General features: G+C 59.6%; 12 protein-coding genes. 4 read left to right on the top strand and 8 right to left on the bottom strand.

Annotated elements, in window-relative coordinates; translation table 11 throughout:
* Positions 1-6: 6 nt before the first annotated feature.
* The 6 genes from ACJ8IJ_RS06215 to ppk1 form a co-directional block, all read right to left on the bottom strand.
* Positions 7-360, bottom strand: a complete 354-nt coding sequence (locus ACJ8IJ_RS06215) for a DNA-binding protein (RefSeq protein ID WP_004941591.1) — start codon at positions 358-360, stop codon at positions 7-9.
* Between the two features lie 181 nt (positions 361-541).
* Entirely contained in the window at positions 542-3,871 is a 3,330-nt protein-coding gene (locus ACJ8IJ_RS06210; RefSeq protein ID WP_442518359.1) for a diguanylate cyclase, read from the bottom strand.
* A 185-nt stretch (positions 3,872-4,056) separates the two neighbouring features.
* Positions 4,057-5,490 carry a magnesium transporter gene (gene mgtE, locus ACJ8IJ_RS06205; protein WP_015378729.1) on the bottom strand — a complete coding sequence of 478 codons (1,434 nt, stop codon included), beginning with the start codon at positions 5,488-5,490 and terminating at the stop codon, positions 4,057-4,059.
* Between the two features lie 103 nt (positions 5,491-5,593).
* The gene (locus ACJ8IJ_RS06200) at positions 5,594-5,776 is read right to left on the bottom strand and encodes a YfgG family protein (protein WP_004941600.1); all 183 of its coding nucleotides are present in this window, start codon (positions 5,774-5,776) and stop codon (positions 5,594-5,596) included.
* Between the two features lie 179 nt (positions 5,777-5,955).
* Positions 5,956-7,506: an exopolyphosphatase gene (ppx, locus tag ACJ8IJ_RS06195; protein ID WP_004941603.1), complete on the bottom strand. Its 1,551-nt coding sequence runs from the start codon at positions 7,504-7,506 to the stop codon at positions 5,956-5,958.
* A 10-nt stretch (positions 7,507-7,516) separates the two neighbouring features.
* Positions 7,517-9,580, bottom strand: a complete 2,064-nt coding sequence (ppk1, locus tag ACJ8IJ_RS06190) for a polyphosphate kinase 1 (protein WP_004941606.1) — start codon at positions 9,578-9,580, stop codon at positions 7,517-7,519.
* Positions 9,581-9,976: 396 nt separating this feature from the next.
* On the opposite strand from ppk1, the gene ACJ8IJ_RS06185 reads away from it, so the two are divergent.
* Genes ACJ8IJ_RS06185 through pstB form a run of 3 tightly spaced genes read left to right on the top strand, consistent with a single transcriptional unit; the run spans position 9,977 to position 14,635 of the window.
* Positions 9,977-12,148, top strand: coding sequence for an ABC transporter permease subunit (locus ACJ8IJ_RS06185; protein WP_442518358.1), 2,172 nt, complete (start codon positions 9,977-9,979; stop codon positions 12,146-12,148).
* Positions 12,145-13,794, top strand: a complete 1,650-nt coding sequence (gene pstA / locus ACJ8IJ_RS06180) for a phosphate ABC transporter permease PstA (protein WP_442518357.1) — start codon at positions 12,145-12,147, stop codon at positions 13,792-13,794. Before ACJ8IJ_RS06185 ends, pstA begins: the two co-directional genes overlap by 4 nt.
* Before the next feature lie 28 nt (positions 13,795-13,822).
* The gene (pstB, locus tag ACJ8IJ_RS06175) at positions 13,823-14,635 is read left to right on the top strand and encodes a phosphate ABC transporter ATP-binding protein PstB (protein WP_004941613.1); all 813 of its coding nucleotides are present in this window, start codon (positions 13,823-13,825) and stop codon (positions 14,633-14,635) included.
* Between the two features lie 64 nt (positions 14,636-14,699).
* Here pstB and ACJ8IJ_RS06170 read toward each other — a convergent pair whose 3' ends face one another.
* Positions 14,700-15,191 (bottom strand): TIR domain-containing protein, encoded by a 492-nt coding sequence (locus tag ACJ8IJ_RS06170; RefSeq protein WP_442518356.1) that lies wholly within the window; start codon positions 15,189-15,191, stop codon positions 14,700-14,702.
* Complete coding sequence (locus ACJ8IJ_RS06165; protein WP_442518355.1) at positions 15,188-16,642, bottom strand: SIR2 family protein; 1,455 nt, start codon at positions 16,640-16,642, stop codon at positions 15,188-15,190. Before ACJ8IJ_RS06165 ends, ACJ8IJ_RS06170 begins: the two co-directional genes overlap by 4 nt.
* Before the next feature lie 371 nt (positions 16,643-17,013).
* On the opposite strand from ACJ8IJ_RS06165, the gene ACJ8IJ_RS06160 reads away from it, so the two are divergent.
* Entirely contained in the window at positions 17,014-18,681 is a 1,668-nt protein-coding gene (locus ACJ8IJ_RS06160) for a ShlB/FhaC/HecB family hemolysin secretion/activation protein (RefSeq protein ID WP_442518354.1), read from the top strand.
* Positions 18,682-18,732 lie beyond the last annotated feature (51 nt).

Genomic DNA, 18,732 nt, shown 5'->3' with positions numbered 1-18,732 from the left:
GTAGAGCTAGCGAGGGGTGTCGATCAGCTGCAGCAGGCGGCTCATGCCCTCGCGCATCAGGAACGCCAGCAGCTTTTCCCGCTCGGCCGGCGTCAGGTGGTAGTAATACTCGATCCAGACCCGTATCGGATCCTGGCGTTTGACGTCGTAATCCGGATGGTCGGTTTCGCGCAACGCCGACAGGCTGCGCGCGCCGAACGGCAGACTGTCGATATGGTATTCCAGCGCTTTGCCCTGTACGCCGCTGCGGCGGCGGCTGACCCAGCCTTCACGCCGGGCCATCAAATTGACCCCTTGCGGAGTTGAAGGCAACCCCGCCTTACCCATCAGTTCCCTGGCGGAAAACCATTTCTTTTCCATAGTCCCTTATCCCTGAGCCATCACATGCCGAGGAAAATCAACGGATACGCTGATAGTCGCATGGGCGCTTCATCTTACTTAATCGTTTAAGCTTCAGGTGTTATTTATATCACTAATCTTGTCTTGGTTAATATCATGTAACGAACGAGATGCGAGGCGCCGCCTGGGAGGGGGGAGAAGGTTAACGGATGCCGAAATAGCCGTCGCTGAGCAACACCGCCAGCGGCTGCTCCAGCGCCACCTGGTCGCCGTCCGCCAGATCGACGCCGATGTCGCGCAGCGCCTGCAGCGTCACCGGCTGGTGAGCCGGCCCGGCGAAGGTCTGCGCTTTAATGCGATGCGCCGCGCCGTTGAGCATCGAGACCATCAGCTCGTCCATCTGGTTGCAGTGCACGTTGGTGATAAAGCGCTCATCGATGCGAATGATGTCGATCTTCTGATCGCTGAGTTCATCGAACGCATTGATGTTATGTCCGAAGCCGTTGACGATCAGCCGGCAGCCCTGCTGCTGCAGTTCGCGGAGAAATGCCCGACACTGTGCGGCGTGCTCCAGTATCGCGGCCTCATCGACGCTGAACAGCAGCGCCTGCGGCGGCAGCGAGGAAGCGCGCACCGTTTCCGTCAGGTAGCGCTGGAAGTCGGCGCTCAGCAGGCTGTCGATGGCCAGCGGCAGCGCGAGCGACAGCCCTTTGCGTTTGATGTCGTCGGCATATTTCACCAGCAGTTGCGCCGCCGTCCAGCGGTCGATGTCCGGCATCAGGCCGTACAGCTGCGCGGCGGTGATGAACGCCTCGTGCGACAGCGGGCGCTCGTCCGGCGCCATCACCTGCAGCTTCACCTGGTGAAACGCTGCCGACAGCGGCGTCGCCGGCGGCGCGACCGCGTGAGTCAGCAGCCGCAGTTGCCCCTCGCTGATGATCGTCTGCACTTCCTGCTGGCTCAGTACCTCGTGTTGCCGCTCCAACAGCTGTTTCTGCCGCGTTTCGTACAGATAAACCTGGCCGCGCCCCTGGTGCTTGGCGGTATAGCAGGCGATATCGGCCTGCGCCAACAGTTCGCTGCTTTTGGCGTCGGCACTGATGCGCGTGATGCCGGCGCTGGCGCCGACGCGATAAATCTTCCCTTCCCAATAGAACGGGTGCTGGCTGATTTGATTAACCACTTGCTGCACCAGCGATTTGGCCTGTTCCAGCCGGCAGTCGTACAGGATCAGACCGAACTCGTCGCCGCCCAAACGCGCCAGGCAGTCGCTGCCGCGCAGTTGGTGCCGCATCAGCTGGGCGATATCCCGCAGCAGGGCATCTCCCGCCGCATGGCCGGCGGTGTCGTTCACCGCCTTGAACCGATCCAGATCGAGGAACACCAGCGAATGCGGCGACGACGGTTCCCCGCCGGCGACGATCGCCGCTTTCAGCTGTTTCTCGAAGCGGGTGCGGTTCGGCAATCCGGTCAGCGCATCGTGCGAGGCGCTGTAGCTGAGTTTTTTCATCAGCTCGCGCGAGGCGGTGACGTCCTGCAGCACCATCACCGCGCCCATGGTTTCCCCGTCGAGGGTTTTCAGCGGTGAGACCGACTGCTGTACGTCGAAATAACGCCCGTCGCGGCTGTGCAGCACCAGCGCATAATCCGCCGGCCATTGCCGTGGGTATTGCGTGAGGTTTTCGATTTCCGGGCCGTCTTTGCCGTTGGTCAGGCGCACCACGCCGGCGACGGGCATACCGATCGCTAGGTCGAGTGGCCAGCCGCACATCTGTTCCGCCACCGGATTCATAAAGGTGATGCGCAGGTGGCTGTCGGTGGAGATCACCCCTTCGCCGATGGCGTCGAGGGTGATGTGCAGGCGCTCTTTCTCTTCGTGCAGCGCCTCGGCGAGGCTCTTGAGCTCGGTCATGTCGATATTGGTGCCGATCAGGCGCAGCGGCCGGCCCTGATCGTCGAGGATCACGTTGCCCTGGCCTCGGATATGGCGCAGTTTGCCGCTGCGCGTAGTGATGCGAAATTCCATGACGAACGGTCGCGGCTGCGCCAGGATCTCGGCCAGCTCGCGATCGGTACGCTCGCGATCTTCCGGCACCAGCAGGGTGCGCCACAACGCCAGCGTCGGCGTTTGGTCGGGGGGGAGATCGTAGAGTTCGAACATGCGCTGATCCCAGGTGAAGTTTTCCTGGCTCATCACCCATTCCCAGATGCCGACGCCGCCCACCTGGTTGGCCAGCGTGATGCGCTCCACCAACCGGTTGTTCTCCGCCTCGCTGCGCTTAAGGTCGCTGATATCCTCCACCTGAGAGATGAAGTACAACGGCCGGCCTTCGCCGTCGCGCACCAGCGAGACCGCCAGCAGCGCCCAGACCGTCTGCCCGTCGCTGCGGATATAGCGCTTCTCCATGGTGTAGCTGCTGATATGGCCGTCGAGCAGTTCGTGCAGTTGGGTCAGGTCGGCGTTCAGATCGTCCGGGTGGGTGATCTCTTGAAAGGTCAGGCGATAAAGTCTTTCGGGCGGATAGCCGAGCAGCTTGCACAGCGCCTGATTGACCTGCAGCCATTTGCCCTCCGGCGACACCAGCGCCATGCCTATGGCGGAATACTCCAGCGCGCTGCGAAAGCGGCTTTCGCTCTCGACGATATGTTGCTTTTCCACCCGGAAGGTGTGCATCACCATCGCCATGGCGTGCGCCGGGATCAGGATCAGCAACATCGGCAGATAGAGGCCGAGTTCGCCCAGGAAAGTGTGCTGGGAAGACTGAAGGTGCAGCAGACCCAGCGACAGCAGGACGGTGATCAGCAGGAGAGTGCAGAAACAGACGGTGAAGGTTTCGAAGCGCGACAGGGCGATAGCCGCCCACAGCAGCGGCAGGATGACGAAGGTAAAGGGGAAGGGCAGATGCGTCAGCGCCAGATAGCTGAAGGCCAGCGAGCCCATCAGGGTCAACAGCAGCGGATACGGATTCAGCCCGGCCAACAGACGGCGGTGATAGGTGAGCCCGAGCGGCGCCAGCGACAGCACCCCTATCGCTTCAGAGATGAACCAGGTGCCGAACGATTGCCAAAACGTCAGGTCCGGCGTGGGGGTTAGTCCGGCGGCCAGCAGCGCGCTGAACAACGGGGTAAAGATCACCGCGCAGACCACGAAGCGCAGCCAACAGCCCAGATCGCTCAGCGGATCGATCGCCGGCAGCGTGCGGCGCAGCAGCAGAGCGCACACTGCCGCTTCCAGCAGGTTGATGGCGGCCAGCTTGACCGGAATGGCGCTGAAGCCGAACAGCAGGAAGCTGGCGAGTACGATGCCTGTGCCGCTGGCCAGCAGCGGCAAACCCCAATGACGCGGAGGATGGCGATACAGCACGGCGATCGCGGCGGCGGTCGGGAACCACAGCGGCGTGAAGTGATGAGCCTCACTGGATAACGACAGGCTCAGCAAGGCGAGCAAAAATGTCGCCAGCGCCACGAACAGAGAATGTGTCAGCATAACGCCTTTGTGTGTGCCGAACGCGTTCGGCGCGCTGATATCCATAGACATCCTTACCGATGACCTCTGCCTGTGATTGGATTCATGACGTGGATGAATCAAGATGATTTATTGAAAAAGGGTAGTACAGCGCGGGAGGAAAACCTATCGGGAGGGCCGACTTTACTGCGTTAGCGCAAACCCGGCGACAGAATGACGAAAAAGCCGGCACAGGGCCGGCTTTGAGCGTATTACAGCAGGAACAGGGTGGCGAGGCCGAGGAAAATGAAAAAGCCGCCGGTATCGGTCAGCGCGGTGATGAGCACGCTCGAGCCGACCGCCGGATCGCGGCCCAGTTTGAGCATTGTCATCGGGATCACCACGCCCATCAGCGCCGCCAGCAGCAGGTTGAGCAGCATCGCCAGCGTCATCACGCCGCCCATCGCCGCGTCGCCGTACAGCAGCCAGGTGATCACGCCCATGATGCCGCCCCACACCACGCCGTTGATGATGGCGACGCCCAGCTCCCTGAGCATCAGGCGCGAGATGTTGCCGACTTCGATCTGGTGCAGCGCCAGCGCGCGCACGATCATGGTGATGGTCTGGTTGCCGGTGTTGCCGCCGATGCCGGCGACGATCGGCATCAGCGCCGCCAGCGCCACCAGCTGGGAAATGGTGTGCTCGAACAGGCCGATCACTCGCGAGGCGACAAACGCGGTGCAGAGGTTGATCGCCAGCCAGGCCCAGCGGGTTTTGACCGCTTTGCTGACCGGGGCGAACACGTCTTCTTCCGGGCTTAAACCGCCCATGCGGCGCAGGTTGGTGTCGCTCTCTTCGTTGACGGCGTCGACGATCTCTTCGATGGTCAGGCGGCCCATCAGTTTGCCCTTGGCGTCAACCACCGGGGCGCTGATCAGGTCATAACGTTCGAACGCGCCCGCCGCTTCATCGGCCTTGTCCTCAGGCTGGAAGGTGGCGGGATCGCTGTCCATCACTTCGCGCACCGGGATTTCCGGGTCGTTCAGCAGCACCGCGGTGAGCGGCAGTTCGCCCAGCAGGGTGTTTTTGCGATCGGTGACGAACAGTTTATCGGTGGCGTCGGGAATGGTTTTGCGCATGCGCAAAAAACGGTGCACCGCGCCGAGCGTGACGTCCGGCCGCACCGTCACCAGTTCGAAATCCATCATCCAGCCGACGCTGTCTTTGGCGTACTGGCTCATCTCGCGCACCTGGGCGCGCTGCTCCGGCTCCAGCGAGGTCAGCAACCGGCCCATCAGGTTACGCGGCAGGTATTGCGCCAGATAGGCCTGTTCGTCCACGTCCAGCGTTTTGATCGCTTTGAGCAGGTCTTTATCGCTCATTTCTTCGATCAGGCTGTCCCAGACCGGTTCGGCGACTTCCACCAGCGTCTGGCCGCGCTTGCTGTTGCCCACCAGCCGCCACAGCGCCATACGTTCGTCCTGCGGCAGCGCCTCCAGCAGGTCCGCCAGGTCGGCGGCGTGCATGTCGTCCAGCAGGCCGGTGATTTCCGCCGTCTGGTTCAGCAGTTCGCTTTGGCTGAGGGCGTGTTCATCCCCTGGCCGGCCGAGAATGCCGTCGACCAATTCCTTATTGTTCAACAGCAGAGTGAGAATGCGCTGGCGGTGTTCAGCGACTTTTTTGACGTTATGGGTTGCGGCTGACATGGTGTTCCTTAACGGGCGCTCGACGTTCCTGACGCAGGCTCATTAAAAGATAGAGCATAGCGAGTGCCGGAGTCATTTTTATGAAACGGACGGGGCGCGGCGGTTATTCAGAGGAGGCGTCCTGTTGCGGCGCGCTGACTTCGGCGGCGTTTTGCGCAGCGGCCTGCTTTTTTTCCTGATGATGAGGCACCGCCACCACGGCGGCGTACAGCAGTCGGCCGACTAAAATGATAAAGCTGATAAACAACACTATCTTCGTCATCTGTCCGGTGGTTTTCTTGCGCATATATCACCCGGTATGCCGGTGTCCTGTGTTATTCGCTCGAGAATTTGTAACCGGATTTTAGGCGCTGATGACAAAAGTTGTCCATTTTTTTCCGGCGCGCGGCGCGGCGTATTAGGGTTTCGTTTAGGTTGACGGGGCGGGGCGGAAAGAAAACCCCCTGGCTGGCAGGGGGCGGGGGATCAGGCGGAGCGCTGTTCGTCTTGCGAGCCTTCTTCGTCGATCAGCAGCTTCCAGCCGACGACGTCGTTCCAGTAGGCCTGCTCGCGCTCGAAGTCCAGCTGCACCAGGTTGTTTTGCGCCAGGTAGCCGGCCGGGAAGCGCAGCGTCCAGTGGTTGTCGTCGGTGGTCAGGCGCAGCGTTTCCGGCGTGGTGGTCGACTGGCGCTGGTTGTTGAGCAGGGTGCTCAGACGCAGCAGCTGGATCAGCGGCAGGTAGTGTTTCTTTTTGAACAGGTTGAGGCGCGGCAGCTCTTCCAGCTTGATCGCCTTGCGGTGGAAACGCACCAGCGCCGCCAACAGCAGTTGCTGTTCCTGGTTGAAGCCAGGCAGGTTGGAGTTTTGCAGAATGTAGGCCGAATGGCGATGCATGCCGCTGTGGTTGATGCTCAGCCCCACTTCGTGCAGCATGGCGGCCCATTTCAGCAGGGCTTCCAATTGCGGATGCACCAGCTTGGTGTTTTGCGCCATCCACTGCGAATAGAGCAGTTCGGTGGTTTCCAGCACCCGCTTGGCCTGTTCGCGGTCGATGTTGTAGTGATCGGCCAGGCTTTTGGCGGTGCGGCTGCGGATGTCCTGGTGGCGGAAACGGCCTTCCATTTCATACAGCACACCTTCGCGCAGCGCGCCGTCGGACAGGCGCAGATCGCGGATCGCCAGCGCGTCGAACACGCCGCACAGGATAGCCAGCCCCGGCACGAACACCGATTGGCGATCTTCCGACAGCCCCGGCAGGCTCAGTGAGCCGAAGCTTTTGAACTGCAGCACCTGTTCGGCGAGCATTTCCAGGCGTTCGAGGGTGATCAGACCGTCTTTTTCGCCCATCGCCACCAGCACTTCGTGGGCGGCCTTGATGGTGCCCGAGGCGCCCAGCGCATACTGCCAGCCCTGAATGCGGTACTGCCAGGCCAGCGTTTCCAGCTTCTGCGCCGCCGCCAGCCGCGCGCGGCGGAAGTTGTTTTTGCTGATCTCGCCGCCGGGGAAGAACAGCTGGGCGAAGCTGACGCAGCCCATGCGGCGGCTTTCCGCCAGCAGCGGCTCGAAGTCTTCGCCGATCACCAGCTCGGTGGAGCCGCCGCCGATGTCGATCACCAGCTTGCGGCCTTTCTCCGGTTGAGTGTGCTCCACGCCCATGAAGATCAGGCGCGCTTCTTCCTGGCCGGCGATGATTTCGATCGGGTAGGGGATCACTTTGGCGGCGCGCTTGAGGAACACTTCAGCGTTCACCGCCTGGCGCAGGGTATGGGTCCCGACGATGGTGACGTTATCCGCCGGGAAGCCCTGCAGCCGTTCGGCAAACAGCGCCAGGCAGGCCAGGCCGCGTTCTATCGCCTCTTCACTGAGTACGTTGTTGCTGTCCAATCCGTCGGCGAGGTGCACCCGCTGTTTTAAACGGCCCAATACCTGTAAGGCGCCGTTGACGACGCGGGCGATCACCATGTGGAAACTGTTCGACCCGAGGTCGATGGCGGCGATTTCCTGCGGTTTGTTCGTTGCAGTGTTTTTTAGCGGCATAGTTGCTGGCCTACTGTCCTGGTTGTTCCAGAGCTTTTAAATACTCGTAAATAGCCACCTGGGCGCGCACTTTGCGGCGGTTGCCGCGCGGCACGTACTGGTTGCTCAGTTCTTTATCCACATAACGGGCCTTGACCGTATCGCTGAACAGGATCTCCAGAATGTCCAGAACGCGCTGTTTCAGCGCCGGATCCAGCAGCGATACCGCCACTTCGATACGGTAATCTATGTTGCGGGTCATCCAGTCGGCGGAGGACAGATACACCCGTTTGTCACCTTTGTTGTCGAAAACGTAAACCCGATCGTGTTCCAAAAAGCGATCGACGATGCTGATCACCTGAATATTGTCGCTGATCCCCGGCAGGTTGGGAATCAGGGAACACATGCCCCGCACCAGCAGACGGATCTTCACGCCGGCGCCGGACGCGGTATATAACCGATCTACCAGCCCTTTATCCACCAGATTATTTATTTTCAACATAATGCCGGCCTGTTCCCCGGCCTGGGCGTTGGCGATTTCGTTGTCGATCAGCTCATACAACTTCAGGCGCGAGTTCTGCGGCGACACCATCAGGTTATCGAAGGTGACCGGGCGGTAGGGGTTCTCGATAAAGTTGAATACCCGGCGTACCTCGTTGGTGATGCGCGAGTCGGCGGTCAACAGCGAATAGTCGGTGTAGATGCGCGCGGTTTTTTCGTTAAAGTTGCCGGTACCGATATGAGCATAGCGCACAATTTCATCGCCTTCACGGCGTGAAATCAGGAACAGTTTGGCATGGATTTTCAGCCCCGGCGCCGAGAAGATCACGTGCACGCCGGCCTCGGTCAGGCGCTTCGCCCAGTGGATGTTGGCCTCTTCGTCAAAGCGCGCCTGCAGCTCGACCACCACCGTGACTTTTTTGCCATTGTGCGCGGCGTGGATCATCGATTCGATGATGCGCGAGTCTTTCGCCACCCGGTAGATGTTGATTTTGATCGCCAACACGCTCGGATCGAACGACGCCTGGCGCAGCAGCTCCAGCACGTGTTCAAAGGTGTGGTACGGGTAGTAGAGCAGCACGTCTTTTTCGCGAATGGCGTCGAAGCCGTTGCGGAAACCGTCGAACCAGATGTGGCGCAGGCGCGGCAGCGGCTTGTTGACCAGATTGGCCTTGCCGACGTTCGGGAAGCTGATGAAGTCTTTAAAGTTGTGATAGCGGCCGCCGGCGATCACCGAATCGTAGTTGGAGATGCCCAGCTTGCCGCGCAGCAGCTCCACCATCTCGTTCGGCATGTCGCGCTGATAAACGAAGCGCACCGGCTCGGCGGTGAGGCGCTGTTTCAGGCTGGAGGACATCAGTTCCAGCAGGCTGGATTCCATTTCGGTGACCAGATCGTATTCGGCGTCACGGGTCATCTTCATCGAATAGGCGTTGAGCGCGTCGTAGTCGAAGAAGCCCTTGAAGATATCGTCCAGGCAGTAACGCAGGATGTTGTCGAGCAGGATCATCGGCTTACGGCGGCGCGGCGCTTCCGGCGGCAGATTGACGAAGCGCGGCACCTTGTCGGACGGGATTTCCAGCAGCGCATAGTCGATGCGCGCGCCGCGGATGATCTCCACCGCCAGATAGGTGTAATCGTCTTTCAGGAACTGCACCAGGTTGGTGTCGTGGTTGATCAGGATCGGCGTGATGTGCTGGCGCAGGTGCTGTTTGAAATATTGCCGCAGCCAGATTTGCTGGTTCTCGGACACCTGGCGTTCGTTGATCAGGAAGATCTGGTTGCGCGCCATTTCCAGCAGCAGATCGTTGTACAGACCGTCGAACTCCTGATCGGTTTTCAGCACCTTGGCCTGGATCTTTTTCAGCAGATGGCGTGAGGAACCGGCGGAACCTTGCTCTTCGCTGATCAGGATGCGCCGTTTGAGATCGGCGAAGCGGACTTTATAGAACTCGTCGAGGTTGTTGGAGTAAATGCCCAGAAAACGCATACGTTCAATCAGGGGATTGCTCTTATCTGCGGCTTCCTGCAACACGCGCTCATTAAAGGATAACCAGCTTAGTTCTTTTTCGATGTAGAGCTTTTCCTGACCCATTGCCACTCCAGTTCAAATTTAGAATAGGATCCGGGACGCAGCGCCCGGATGCCGCTCTAGTGTCCTTCATCATTATTGCGAGAGATTGACAGGAAAGTCCAACATATCCATTGCGTTGGCGCGCGGCGTTTTTCGGCGGCAATAAATTTTCCCCGCGGCGGGATGCCCGGCAGTGAAACGATCAGCATGAAATGACGGTTAGCAGGCTTATTCTTGGCGTTATAAAGCGTGTTTATGGTCATTTTTCAGCAATATATCAAATTCATATTGTCTGATGGCAGTGTAAAAAACCTGAGTTATGGCGGGTAACTTTGTCATGCAAACGTCATAAAACTGACATAAGATGCCCGGTTATCTTACGGCGCAAGCCCGATTACATCAGCGACAGCGAGACACATGACACAGACGACGGCCAATCAACATCCCCGAGATCGCATGCGCGGGCGCATCGACCGCGGCGTGCAGGCGGCAGTGACCGCCAGCGGGCTGATGGTGCTGATGACGTTGATGCTGATCTTCGTTTATCTGCTGTTTGCGGTGCTGCCGTTGTTCAAACCCGCCTCGCTCGGCCAGGCGCAGCCGCTGCCGTTCACGGTATCGGCCCCGGCGCTGGCGCTGGGCATGGACGTGCAGCAGCGCGTCGGTTATCGCATCGACGCGCAGGGCGCGGGGCAATTTTATCGTCTGACGCCAGCGCCGAGCGGCCAGGCCCAGACGCCGCTGGCGCAGCAGATGCTGTTGGCCAAACCGACGCTGCTCGCGCAGGCCGCCGGCGAGCGCGATCTGTTTGCGCTGGCGCAGGCCGACGGCCGGTTGGTGGTGGCGCGCGCGGATTTCGCCACGGCGGAAAACGGCCGGCCGCAGTGGCAGTTCCCGCTCGGGCAGCAGCCATTGGCGCTGGATCCACAGCGCAAGCCGCTGAAGCTGCTGTCGCTGGCGGATGCGCATCGCGGGCAGTATCTGCTGGCCGGAGTGACCGACGATCGGCGGCTGGTGTTCGGCCGCTTCAGCCCCGACCGGCCGCCGCAGTTCAGCGAGCGGCCGCTGGAGCACGACGGGGAGCAGCTGGTGCTGACGCCGGATGGCCGCCAGCTTTATCTGCTGACCGGCAACCGGCTGGCGCGTTATCAGATCGACGGCGCACAGCTGCAGCTGCGTGAAACGCGTACCCTTGGCGAACACGCCCCGTATCAGATGACGGCGCTGCCCGGCGGCAGCGCGCTGCTGATCAAGGGCGCCGACGGCAATCTGCGCGAGTGGTTCGAGGTGGAAAAAGATCGGCGCTGGCGTCTGACGCCGGTGCAGCATTTCGACCACGGCGCCGACGGGCAGGAGCTGACGGTGGCTGAGCCTTACCGCCGGGTGTTCGCCACCCTGCGGCCCGATGGCGGCTTCTCGCTGTTCTCCGCCATTCAACCGCAGCCGCTGCTGAATACCCGTTTGGGCGCCGAGGTGCGGCAGATGGCGTTCGCGCCGCGCGGCGATGGCCTGCTGCTGGAGAGCGCGCAGGGCTGGCAGCGCTATGCGCTCGACAACCCGTATCCGGACGTTACCTGGCGTTCGTTGTGGGGCAAGGTGTGGTATGAGAACTACCCGCAGCCGGCCTATGTCTGGCAGTCCACCTCCGGCGAAGACAGTTACCAACCCAAATTCAGCCTGATGCCGGTGATCTTCGGCACCTTTAAGGCGGCGGCTTACGCGATGCTGTTCGCCATCCCGCTGGCCTTGGCCGGCGCCATCTATACCGCTTACTTTATGACGCCGGGGCTGCGGCGGGTGATCAAACCGGCTATCGAAGTGATGGGCGCGCTGCCGACGGTGGTGATCGGGCTGGTGGCCGGCATTTGGCTGGCGCCGATCATCGAGCAGTATCTGTTGGCTGTGCTGGCGTTGCCGCTGCTGCTGGCGGCGGCGGTGCTGCTGTGCGGCGCGTTGACCCATCGCTTTATGCCGCGCTGCCGGCCGGGCGTCGATCTGCTGTTGCTGCTGCCGCTGCTGGCGTTGACGGTGTGGCTGGCGCTCAACCTGGGGCCGCGGCTGGAGGTGGCGCTGTTCGGTGAGCCGCTGCATTTCTGGCTGGGGGATAATTATGACCAGCGCAATGCGCTGGTGGTAGGTGTGGCGATGGGCTTCGCGCTGGTGCCGATCATCTTCTCGCTGGCGGAGGACGCACTGTTCAGCGTGCCGGCGACCCTGAGCCAGGGTTCTTTGGCGCTGGGCGCTACCCAGTGGCAGACGGTGATCAAGGTGGTGCTGCCATCCGCCAGCGCCGGCATTTTCTCCGCGCTGATGATCGGCTTTGGCCGCGCGGTGGGGGAAACCATGATCGTGCTGATGGCCACCGGCAACACGCCGATTATCGACGGCAGCCTGTTCCAGGGGCTGCGCGCGCTGGCGGCCAACATCGCCATTGAAATGCCGGAGGCGGTCTCCGGCAGCAGCCATTACCGCGTGCTGTTCCTGACCGCGCTGGTGCTGTTTGTCTTCACCTTCGTGTTCAACACGCTGGCGGAGGCGGTGCGCCTGCGGCTGCGCAAGCGCTACACGCCGAATCAGGAGGCGCCATGAAGAACTGGGTGAAGAGCGGGTCGCCGTGGATATGGCTGACCGCCGGTTCGGTGGCCGTCAGCCTGCTGGCGCTGATCGGCATTCTGTTGCTGCTGGCCGGGCAGGGGATGCGCTATTTCTGGCCGAGCCCGGTTTATCAGTTCGAACTGAATCAGAACGGCGCCGGACCGGTGACGGTGATTGGCGAGTTGTATCAGCAGCAAAGCATTCCTCACCGCCAGCTGACTGACGCGGGCATAACGCCGCCGGGCGAGGCGCAGAGCGTCGAACGCTTTCTGATTAAGGTCGGCAACCGCGAGCGCGAGGGGCAGGATTTCCGCACCTTGCTGGCCAGTGATATCCGCAGCCAAAGCACGCCGCGCAGCCTGTTGGTGCTGGAACGCGACAGCCACGGCACCGCCTACGGCTATCTGGCGGGGCTGCTGGAAGACGGGCAACCGCTGACCGGCCGCCATCTGGGGCAGGCGTTGCAGCAGCGCCTGCCGCAAATAGCCGCGCTCTCGCGCCAGGCGCACGACATTCAATTCCGCGACATGGCGCGCATCAATCAGCAGTTTGACGCGCTGCGACTGCGGGAAAAACGCCTGCAGCGCGACGATAAGCTGGACGCTCGCGCACAGGACGCCATCAAGGCCGAGCGGCTGGAGCTGCAGCGGCAGTATCAGCTGTTGTCCGAACGTCTGGCGGGGCTGAACCGCGATCGCCAGCGCGATGCGTTGCTACTGCGCGACATGCACGGGCAGACGTTGACCATTCCGCTCAGCCAGGTGCGCGATGCCTGGTACCCGAACGCCATGAACACCACCGAGAAGCTGGCACACTGGGGCGAGCAGGTGAAGAAGTTCCTCACCGACAGCCCGCGCGAGGCGAATACCGAAGGCGGGGTGTTCCCGGCCATTTTCGGCACGGTGTTGATGGTGATCCTGATGTCGATCGTGGTGATGCCGTTTGGCGTGATCGCGGCGGTGTATCTGCACGAATATGCTGGCAACAATCTGCTGACGCGAGTGATCCGCATCGCGGTGGTCAACCTGGCCGGCGTGCCTTCGATCGTCTACGGTGTTTTTGGCCTCGGCTTCTTTGTTTACATGATTGGCGGCACGCTCGATCAGCTGTTCTATCCTGAGTCCTTGCCCAACCCGACCTTCGGTACGCCCGGCGTGCTGTGGGCGGCGCTGACGCTGGCGCTGCTGACGCTGCCGGTAGTGATCGTCGCCACCGAGGAAGGGCTGTCGCGCATTCCCGCCTCGCTGCGGCAGGGCTCGATGGCGCTGGGCGCCAGCCGGGCCGAGACGCTGTGGCGCATCGTGCTGCCAATGGCGGCGCCGGCGATGATGACCGGCCTGATCCTGGCGGTGGCGCGCGCCGCCGGGGAGACCGCGCCGCTGATGTTGGTGGGGGTCGTGAAATCGGTGCCGGTGCTGCCGGTGGACGAGATTTTCCCGTATCTGCACCTGGAGCGGAAGTTCATGCATTTGAGCTTCCAGATCTACGATATGGCATTCCAGAGCCCGAGCGTAGAGGCGGCGCGGCCGCTGGTGTTCGCCACCGCCTTCCTGCTGGTGACGATCGTGGTGAGTTTGAATCTGGCGGCGATGGGCATCCGCCATTCGCTGAGGGAGCGGTACCGAGCATGGTCGCAGTAACAATGACGCTATTTTTGGGGAGTGCGTAATGGGTTTGATGACGCCAGGCAGTTTGCCCCGGCTGGATGTCCAGCATCTTGACGATGAACAGACCGCGCTGGCGGTCAACGGCCTGAACCTGTTTTATGGCGACAAACAGGTGCTGCACGATATTTCGCTGCGTATCCCGAAGCACCGGGTGACGGCTTTGATCGGCCCCTCGGGCTGCGGCAAATCGACGTTGCTGCGCTGTTTCAACCGCATGAACGATCTGGTGGACAACTGCCGCATCGAGGGCGAACTGCAGCTGAACGGCGCGGCGATCTCCGGCGCGCAGATCGACGTGGCGGCGCTGCGGCGGCGGGTGGGCATGGTGTTCCAGCGGCCGAACCCGTTCCCGAAATCGATCTATGAAAACGTGGTGTACGGCCTGCGGCTGCAGGGCGTGCGCGACCGGCGTTTGCTGGATGAGGCGGTGGAGCGTTCGCTGCGCGCCGCCGCCCTGTGGCATGAGGTCAAAGATCGGCTGCGCGAAAACGCGTTCCGCTTGTCCAGCGGCCAGCAGCAGCGCCTGGTGATCGCGCGCGCCATCGCCATCGAGCCGGAGGTGTTGCTGCTCGACGAGCCGACCTCGGCGCTGGATCCGATCTCCACGCTGACCATCGAAGAGCTGATTTCCGCACTCAAGCAGCGCTATAGCGTGGTGCTGGTGACGCACAATATGCAGCAGGCGGCGCGCGTCTCCGACTACACCGCCTTTATTCATCAGGGGCGGCTGGTGGAATACAACGATACCGACGCGATTTTTACCTCGCCGCGCCAGCGCCGCACCGAGGATTATATTACCGGGCGGTATGGGTGAGGCGTTTGGGCTATAAACAAACGAAAGGCTGCATCAACATGCAGCCTTTCGTCTATCAGGGGCATCAGTAATTTGCGCGGATGCGGATCGCTTCTTCTACCCACTCAGCCAGATTTTCTTTGATGTGGTTATAGACATTGGTGCTGGTCAGGTAAGGCGGATCATAGGCTTTGGCGATAGCGGAGAGTTTTGTTTCACCCAGCTTGATGTGATCCAACGGGTTTTTACCTTTCGTGGTTTGGTCGCCGGCGCTGTCTTTCAAATTGTGGATATACACCACCAGTACGCCCATGCCTTTTTTCCAGGCCTCGCAGATTTCGAAATTAATCCATTTGCGATTAGCGGTATCTTTACCGGCGAGAATCACGGCGCAATTGCGATTGTCCAACTGGCTTTTGATCCAATCGGCAATGGCTTTATCGCCGCCTTTTTTCACCTCCTCCCAATCATTATCCGTGGCCGGCCGGTTACCTTCCAGCGTGCCCATTTCACGTATCTGAGAAGCGCGCCAGTTGTCCGGCTCATAATGGAAACTGTAAAAACATTTTCTGGTCATCGGGGGTTATCCTTAGTAATGATATCGATAAGTGCCAACAGGCATTTTTTCTTTTCCGCCAGGCTGCCCGGTTCGTTAAGCTGATCCAGCAGATTCATGGCGGTGGGGTGGCGGTGGTAGAGGGTTTCTTTCATTTCCTCCTTGATTTTCCGGTAGATCTCGGCGGATGCGCTGCCGGTACAACCGATAGGAATACAGACGCAACCTTGTTCCGTGGCGATTTGGAACTCTTGCAATAAACCGTCGGCCAGCACGTATTCGCCCTCGGCGTTGCGTTTGTTGCCGAACAAAAAGATTGCGATGCCGCTGAGCGAAATCATGTTCTGGCGGTATTCCCGCCAAAGCTCTGGCAACGCTATGCCCCCGCTGGCGAATTGGGGGAACGGACGCAGCACCAGTTGGCTTTCGCTGATTTTCCCTTGGCTGTCGTAAATGGCTTCCAGTGCGCCGTTGATCACCGCCGTGCCTACGCCCCAGCCGAAACCGTTGACGATGCGGTGCTGTTTGCGGATAAGCAGGCGCGCCAGACGATGTATGAACTGGATGGACTCTTCACGGGCATAAGGATGGTAGTTGTCGGCGCTGCCGGAGATAAACACCGTGCTTTTCTTGAACTGCGTTTCGATGGCATACAGCAGGTCGGTGATTTGCCGATAGTCATCCACCAGCAGCGTTTGAATGCCGTAACGGCGCAGATCGTTGATCATCAAGCTTTGTTTACGGCTGTTGTAGTCACAGGACGCCTGATCTTCACTGCCGCTGTCGCCGAGCTGAACGCGCCGCATAATGCAGTAGTGATTTCTTTTCCCTTCGGCATACTGTGCATAGAGGCGGCTCAACACATACTGCAGATTGGGATCTTCGAAGCTGAAACCGATAAACAGAAACGTTTTAGCGGTCAGTTCCGCCATCAGCATGTTGATAAAGGGGAGGTGTGTTCGGGAGTAAGTTTCGTATTGTTCGCGGGTGATAATCGCCTGGTTGGGATTTCTATAGTCACCATGCATTTTATATAAAACAACATCACGTTTGTGAATGTTATTGGTCAGGCTTTCCGGTGTGGTTTTAACGTCGCATACGCGATTATAACGGGCATAGGTTTTTTCAATCAGGTCGTCGTAGTTAGTGGTCCAAAGTGACGCTATCGGTAATCTGGCGATAATCCGGTGGTTTTCTGTTTCTTCCGCCTGTTCAGCGAACTCTGTAATGATTTTTTGATTTATCTTATGTCTGTTGCCTTTTTCATTGAGGTGATATTGCGCCAGGGAAATAAGATCGCTCTCTTTTTCGATATCCAGCTCCAGTTCATAAGCGATATCGCCGATAAGCTCTTTCCAGCTGACGAAACCGGCGGGGATGGACAGCCCGGCGCCGGCAAACAGCGCAGCGCTGCCAGCCTTAATATCATTAACGTAATCACGAATAAACAGTTCTATATCACGGTTAAACATGAGATTATTCCCGATGTTGTTTTTCTTTATTGGTTAACTAATAACTATGTTTTTTATGAATTAATTATGCGAATAGAACTACCAAGATAAAAGGGTGAATTAACTTTGTAAACACTGCTTGTTTGTTTTTGTCGATATTGAGCGTGTTATTTTTATATTGAATTTATTTGTTTTTATTATTCGTTTTTTTAATTTTAATATTAATTAAATGCACTCTGGGTAATAAGACGCAGTGGTTGTGGCATATCCGTATATTTTTCCCGCATTGTGATTTTGATCAAACAAAAATAATTCTCATTATCATTGATTGGTGGCATAAAATGTATATACTTCGCTAAGATGTGTAAGTTAACGTAAATGGATGTGTTTAAATGTGTACATGGAAGCCGAGGATTTGGCCTGTGCTTTTGGCGTTTTGCAGCTCGGCGTGGTGCGCGGAAATCACCAGCCCTGCCGATCGCGACAGCATTACCCAACAGCAGAAAACGTTGCTGGAACAGGCTCGGCAACAGCGCGAGGCGCTGCAGAATAACGTTGAATTACCGGCGTTACCGCTGCCTGTGCCGGCCGCCGCAGGAGCGGTTTGCCAGCCGGTGCGGCAGATTGTTTTTGAGGGCGCCGAGCATCTTTCCTGGTCGGTGAAAGAAAGCCTGGCGCGCCCGTATCAGGGGCGCTGTCTGACGCTGGAGCACATTAACCGCCTGGTGCGCGAAACCACCAATGCTTATTTGCAGCGCGGCTATGTCACCTCACAGGCCTGGCTAAAGGAGCAGGATATCTCCCGCGGCGTGTTGACCGTCAGCGCCAGCGAAGGGCGAATCGAGTCCATCACGCAAAACGGTGAGCAGATGCCGGCGTTGAAGATGGCGTTCCCCGGTCTGGTTGGTGGCGTATTGAATCTGCGCGATATCGAGCAGGGCATGGAGCAGCTCAACCGCCTGCCGTCGCAACAGGTGACTATCGATATCCAACCTGGTGAGCAACCCGGCTTTTCCAACGTGGTTTTGCTGCGTGGCGCCACGCGCGCGCCGGTTTCTTTTTCTTTCGGCGCGGATAACAGCGGCCAGAAAAGCACCGGCACCGGGCAGATGAACGCCGCCTTCACGCTGGATAATCCGCTGCGTCTCGCCGATCAATGGTCGCTTTCCGCAGCGCGCAATAACGATTTCAGCCCGCATCATCGCAGCCGCAGCCTGAACGGCAGCGTCACCTTACCCTATGGCTATTGGCTGTTCAGCTACCAGTATGCCTGGAACGATTTTTTCCAGCAGGTGCCGTTCAGCGGCGCCGCTTACCGCTATCAGGGCAATAACCAGACCCAGCGTTTGGGCGCCAACCGCACGTTGCTGCGGGATGGCAAACGTAAGCTGGCCGTCGATATCGGGCTGGCGCGGCGCACCACGGAAAATAAGCTGGCGGGGGAACGGTTGGGCGTCAGCAGCCCAACGCTCAGCATCGTCAGCCTGGGCCTCAATTACAGTGCGGTCGCGGGCGGCGGCTATATGACGCTGAACCCGACGGTAAGCCGCGGGCTGCGCATGCTGGGCGCCACCGCCGACGATCCTGAGCGCAACGGGGCGCCGCGCAGCGAGTTCCGTAAGCTTGGTCTCAGCACCAGCTATTTCTATCCGCTCGCACCCTCCCTCTACTACCTGACCTCGGCTTACGGGCAAACCAGCGCAGACAACCTGTATGCCGGCGAGCGCATTTCCATCGGCGGGCAATACTCGGTGCGCGGCTTTAAAGAGCAGTACCTGACTGGCAATCGCGGCGCCTACTGGCGCAATGAACTCAACTGGCAATGGCAGACCTTACCGGGACTGGGGGCGCTCTCTTTGACCGGCGCGTTAGACGCCGGCTGGCTGCAGGGGCGCGCCGGGCAGATAGACGGCGGCAACGTCGCCGGTGTGGCGTTGGGTGCCACGTTAAGCGGCCGCTGGTTCAATCAGGCGGTCACCGTCGGTAAACCGCTGACGCACCCAGACAGCCTGCAACCGGATCGTTGGGTGGCCTACTGGCAAGCCACCGTCACGTTATAACGCCAGCACACAGCAAGAACGCCCTCGGCGTTCACAACACCATCCTTTCGA

The sequence above is a fragment of the Serratia sp. CY40230 genome (assembly GCF_052168835.1).
Taxonomy (GTDB): domain Bacteria; phylum Pseudomonadota; class Gammaproteobacteria; order Enterobacterales; family Enterobacteriaceae; genus Serratia; species Serratia nematodiphila.
This window is presented reverse-complemented; position numbering and strand designations above follow the sequence as displayed.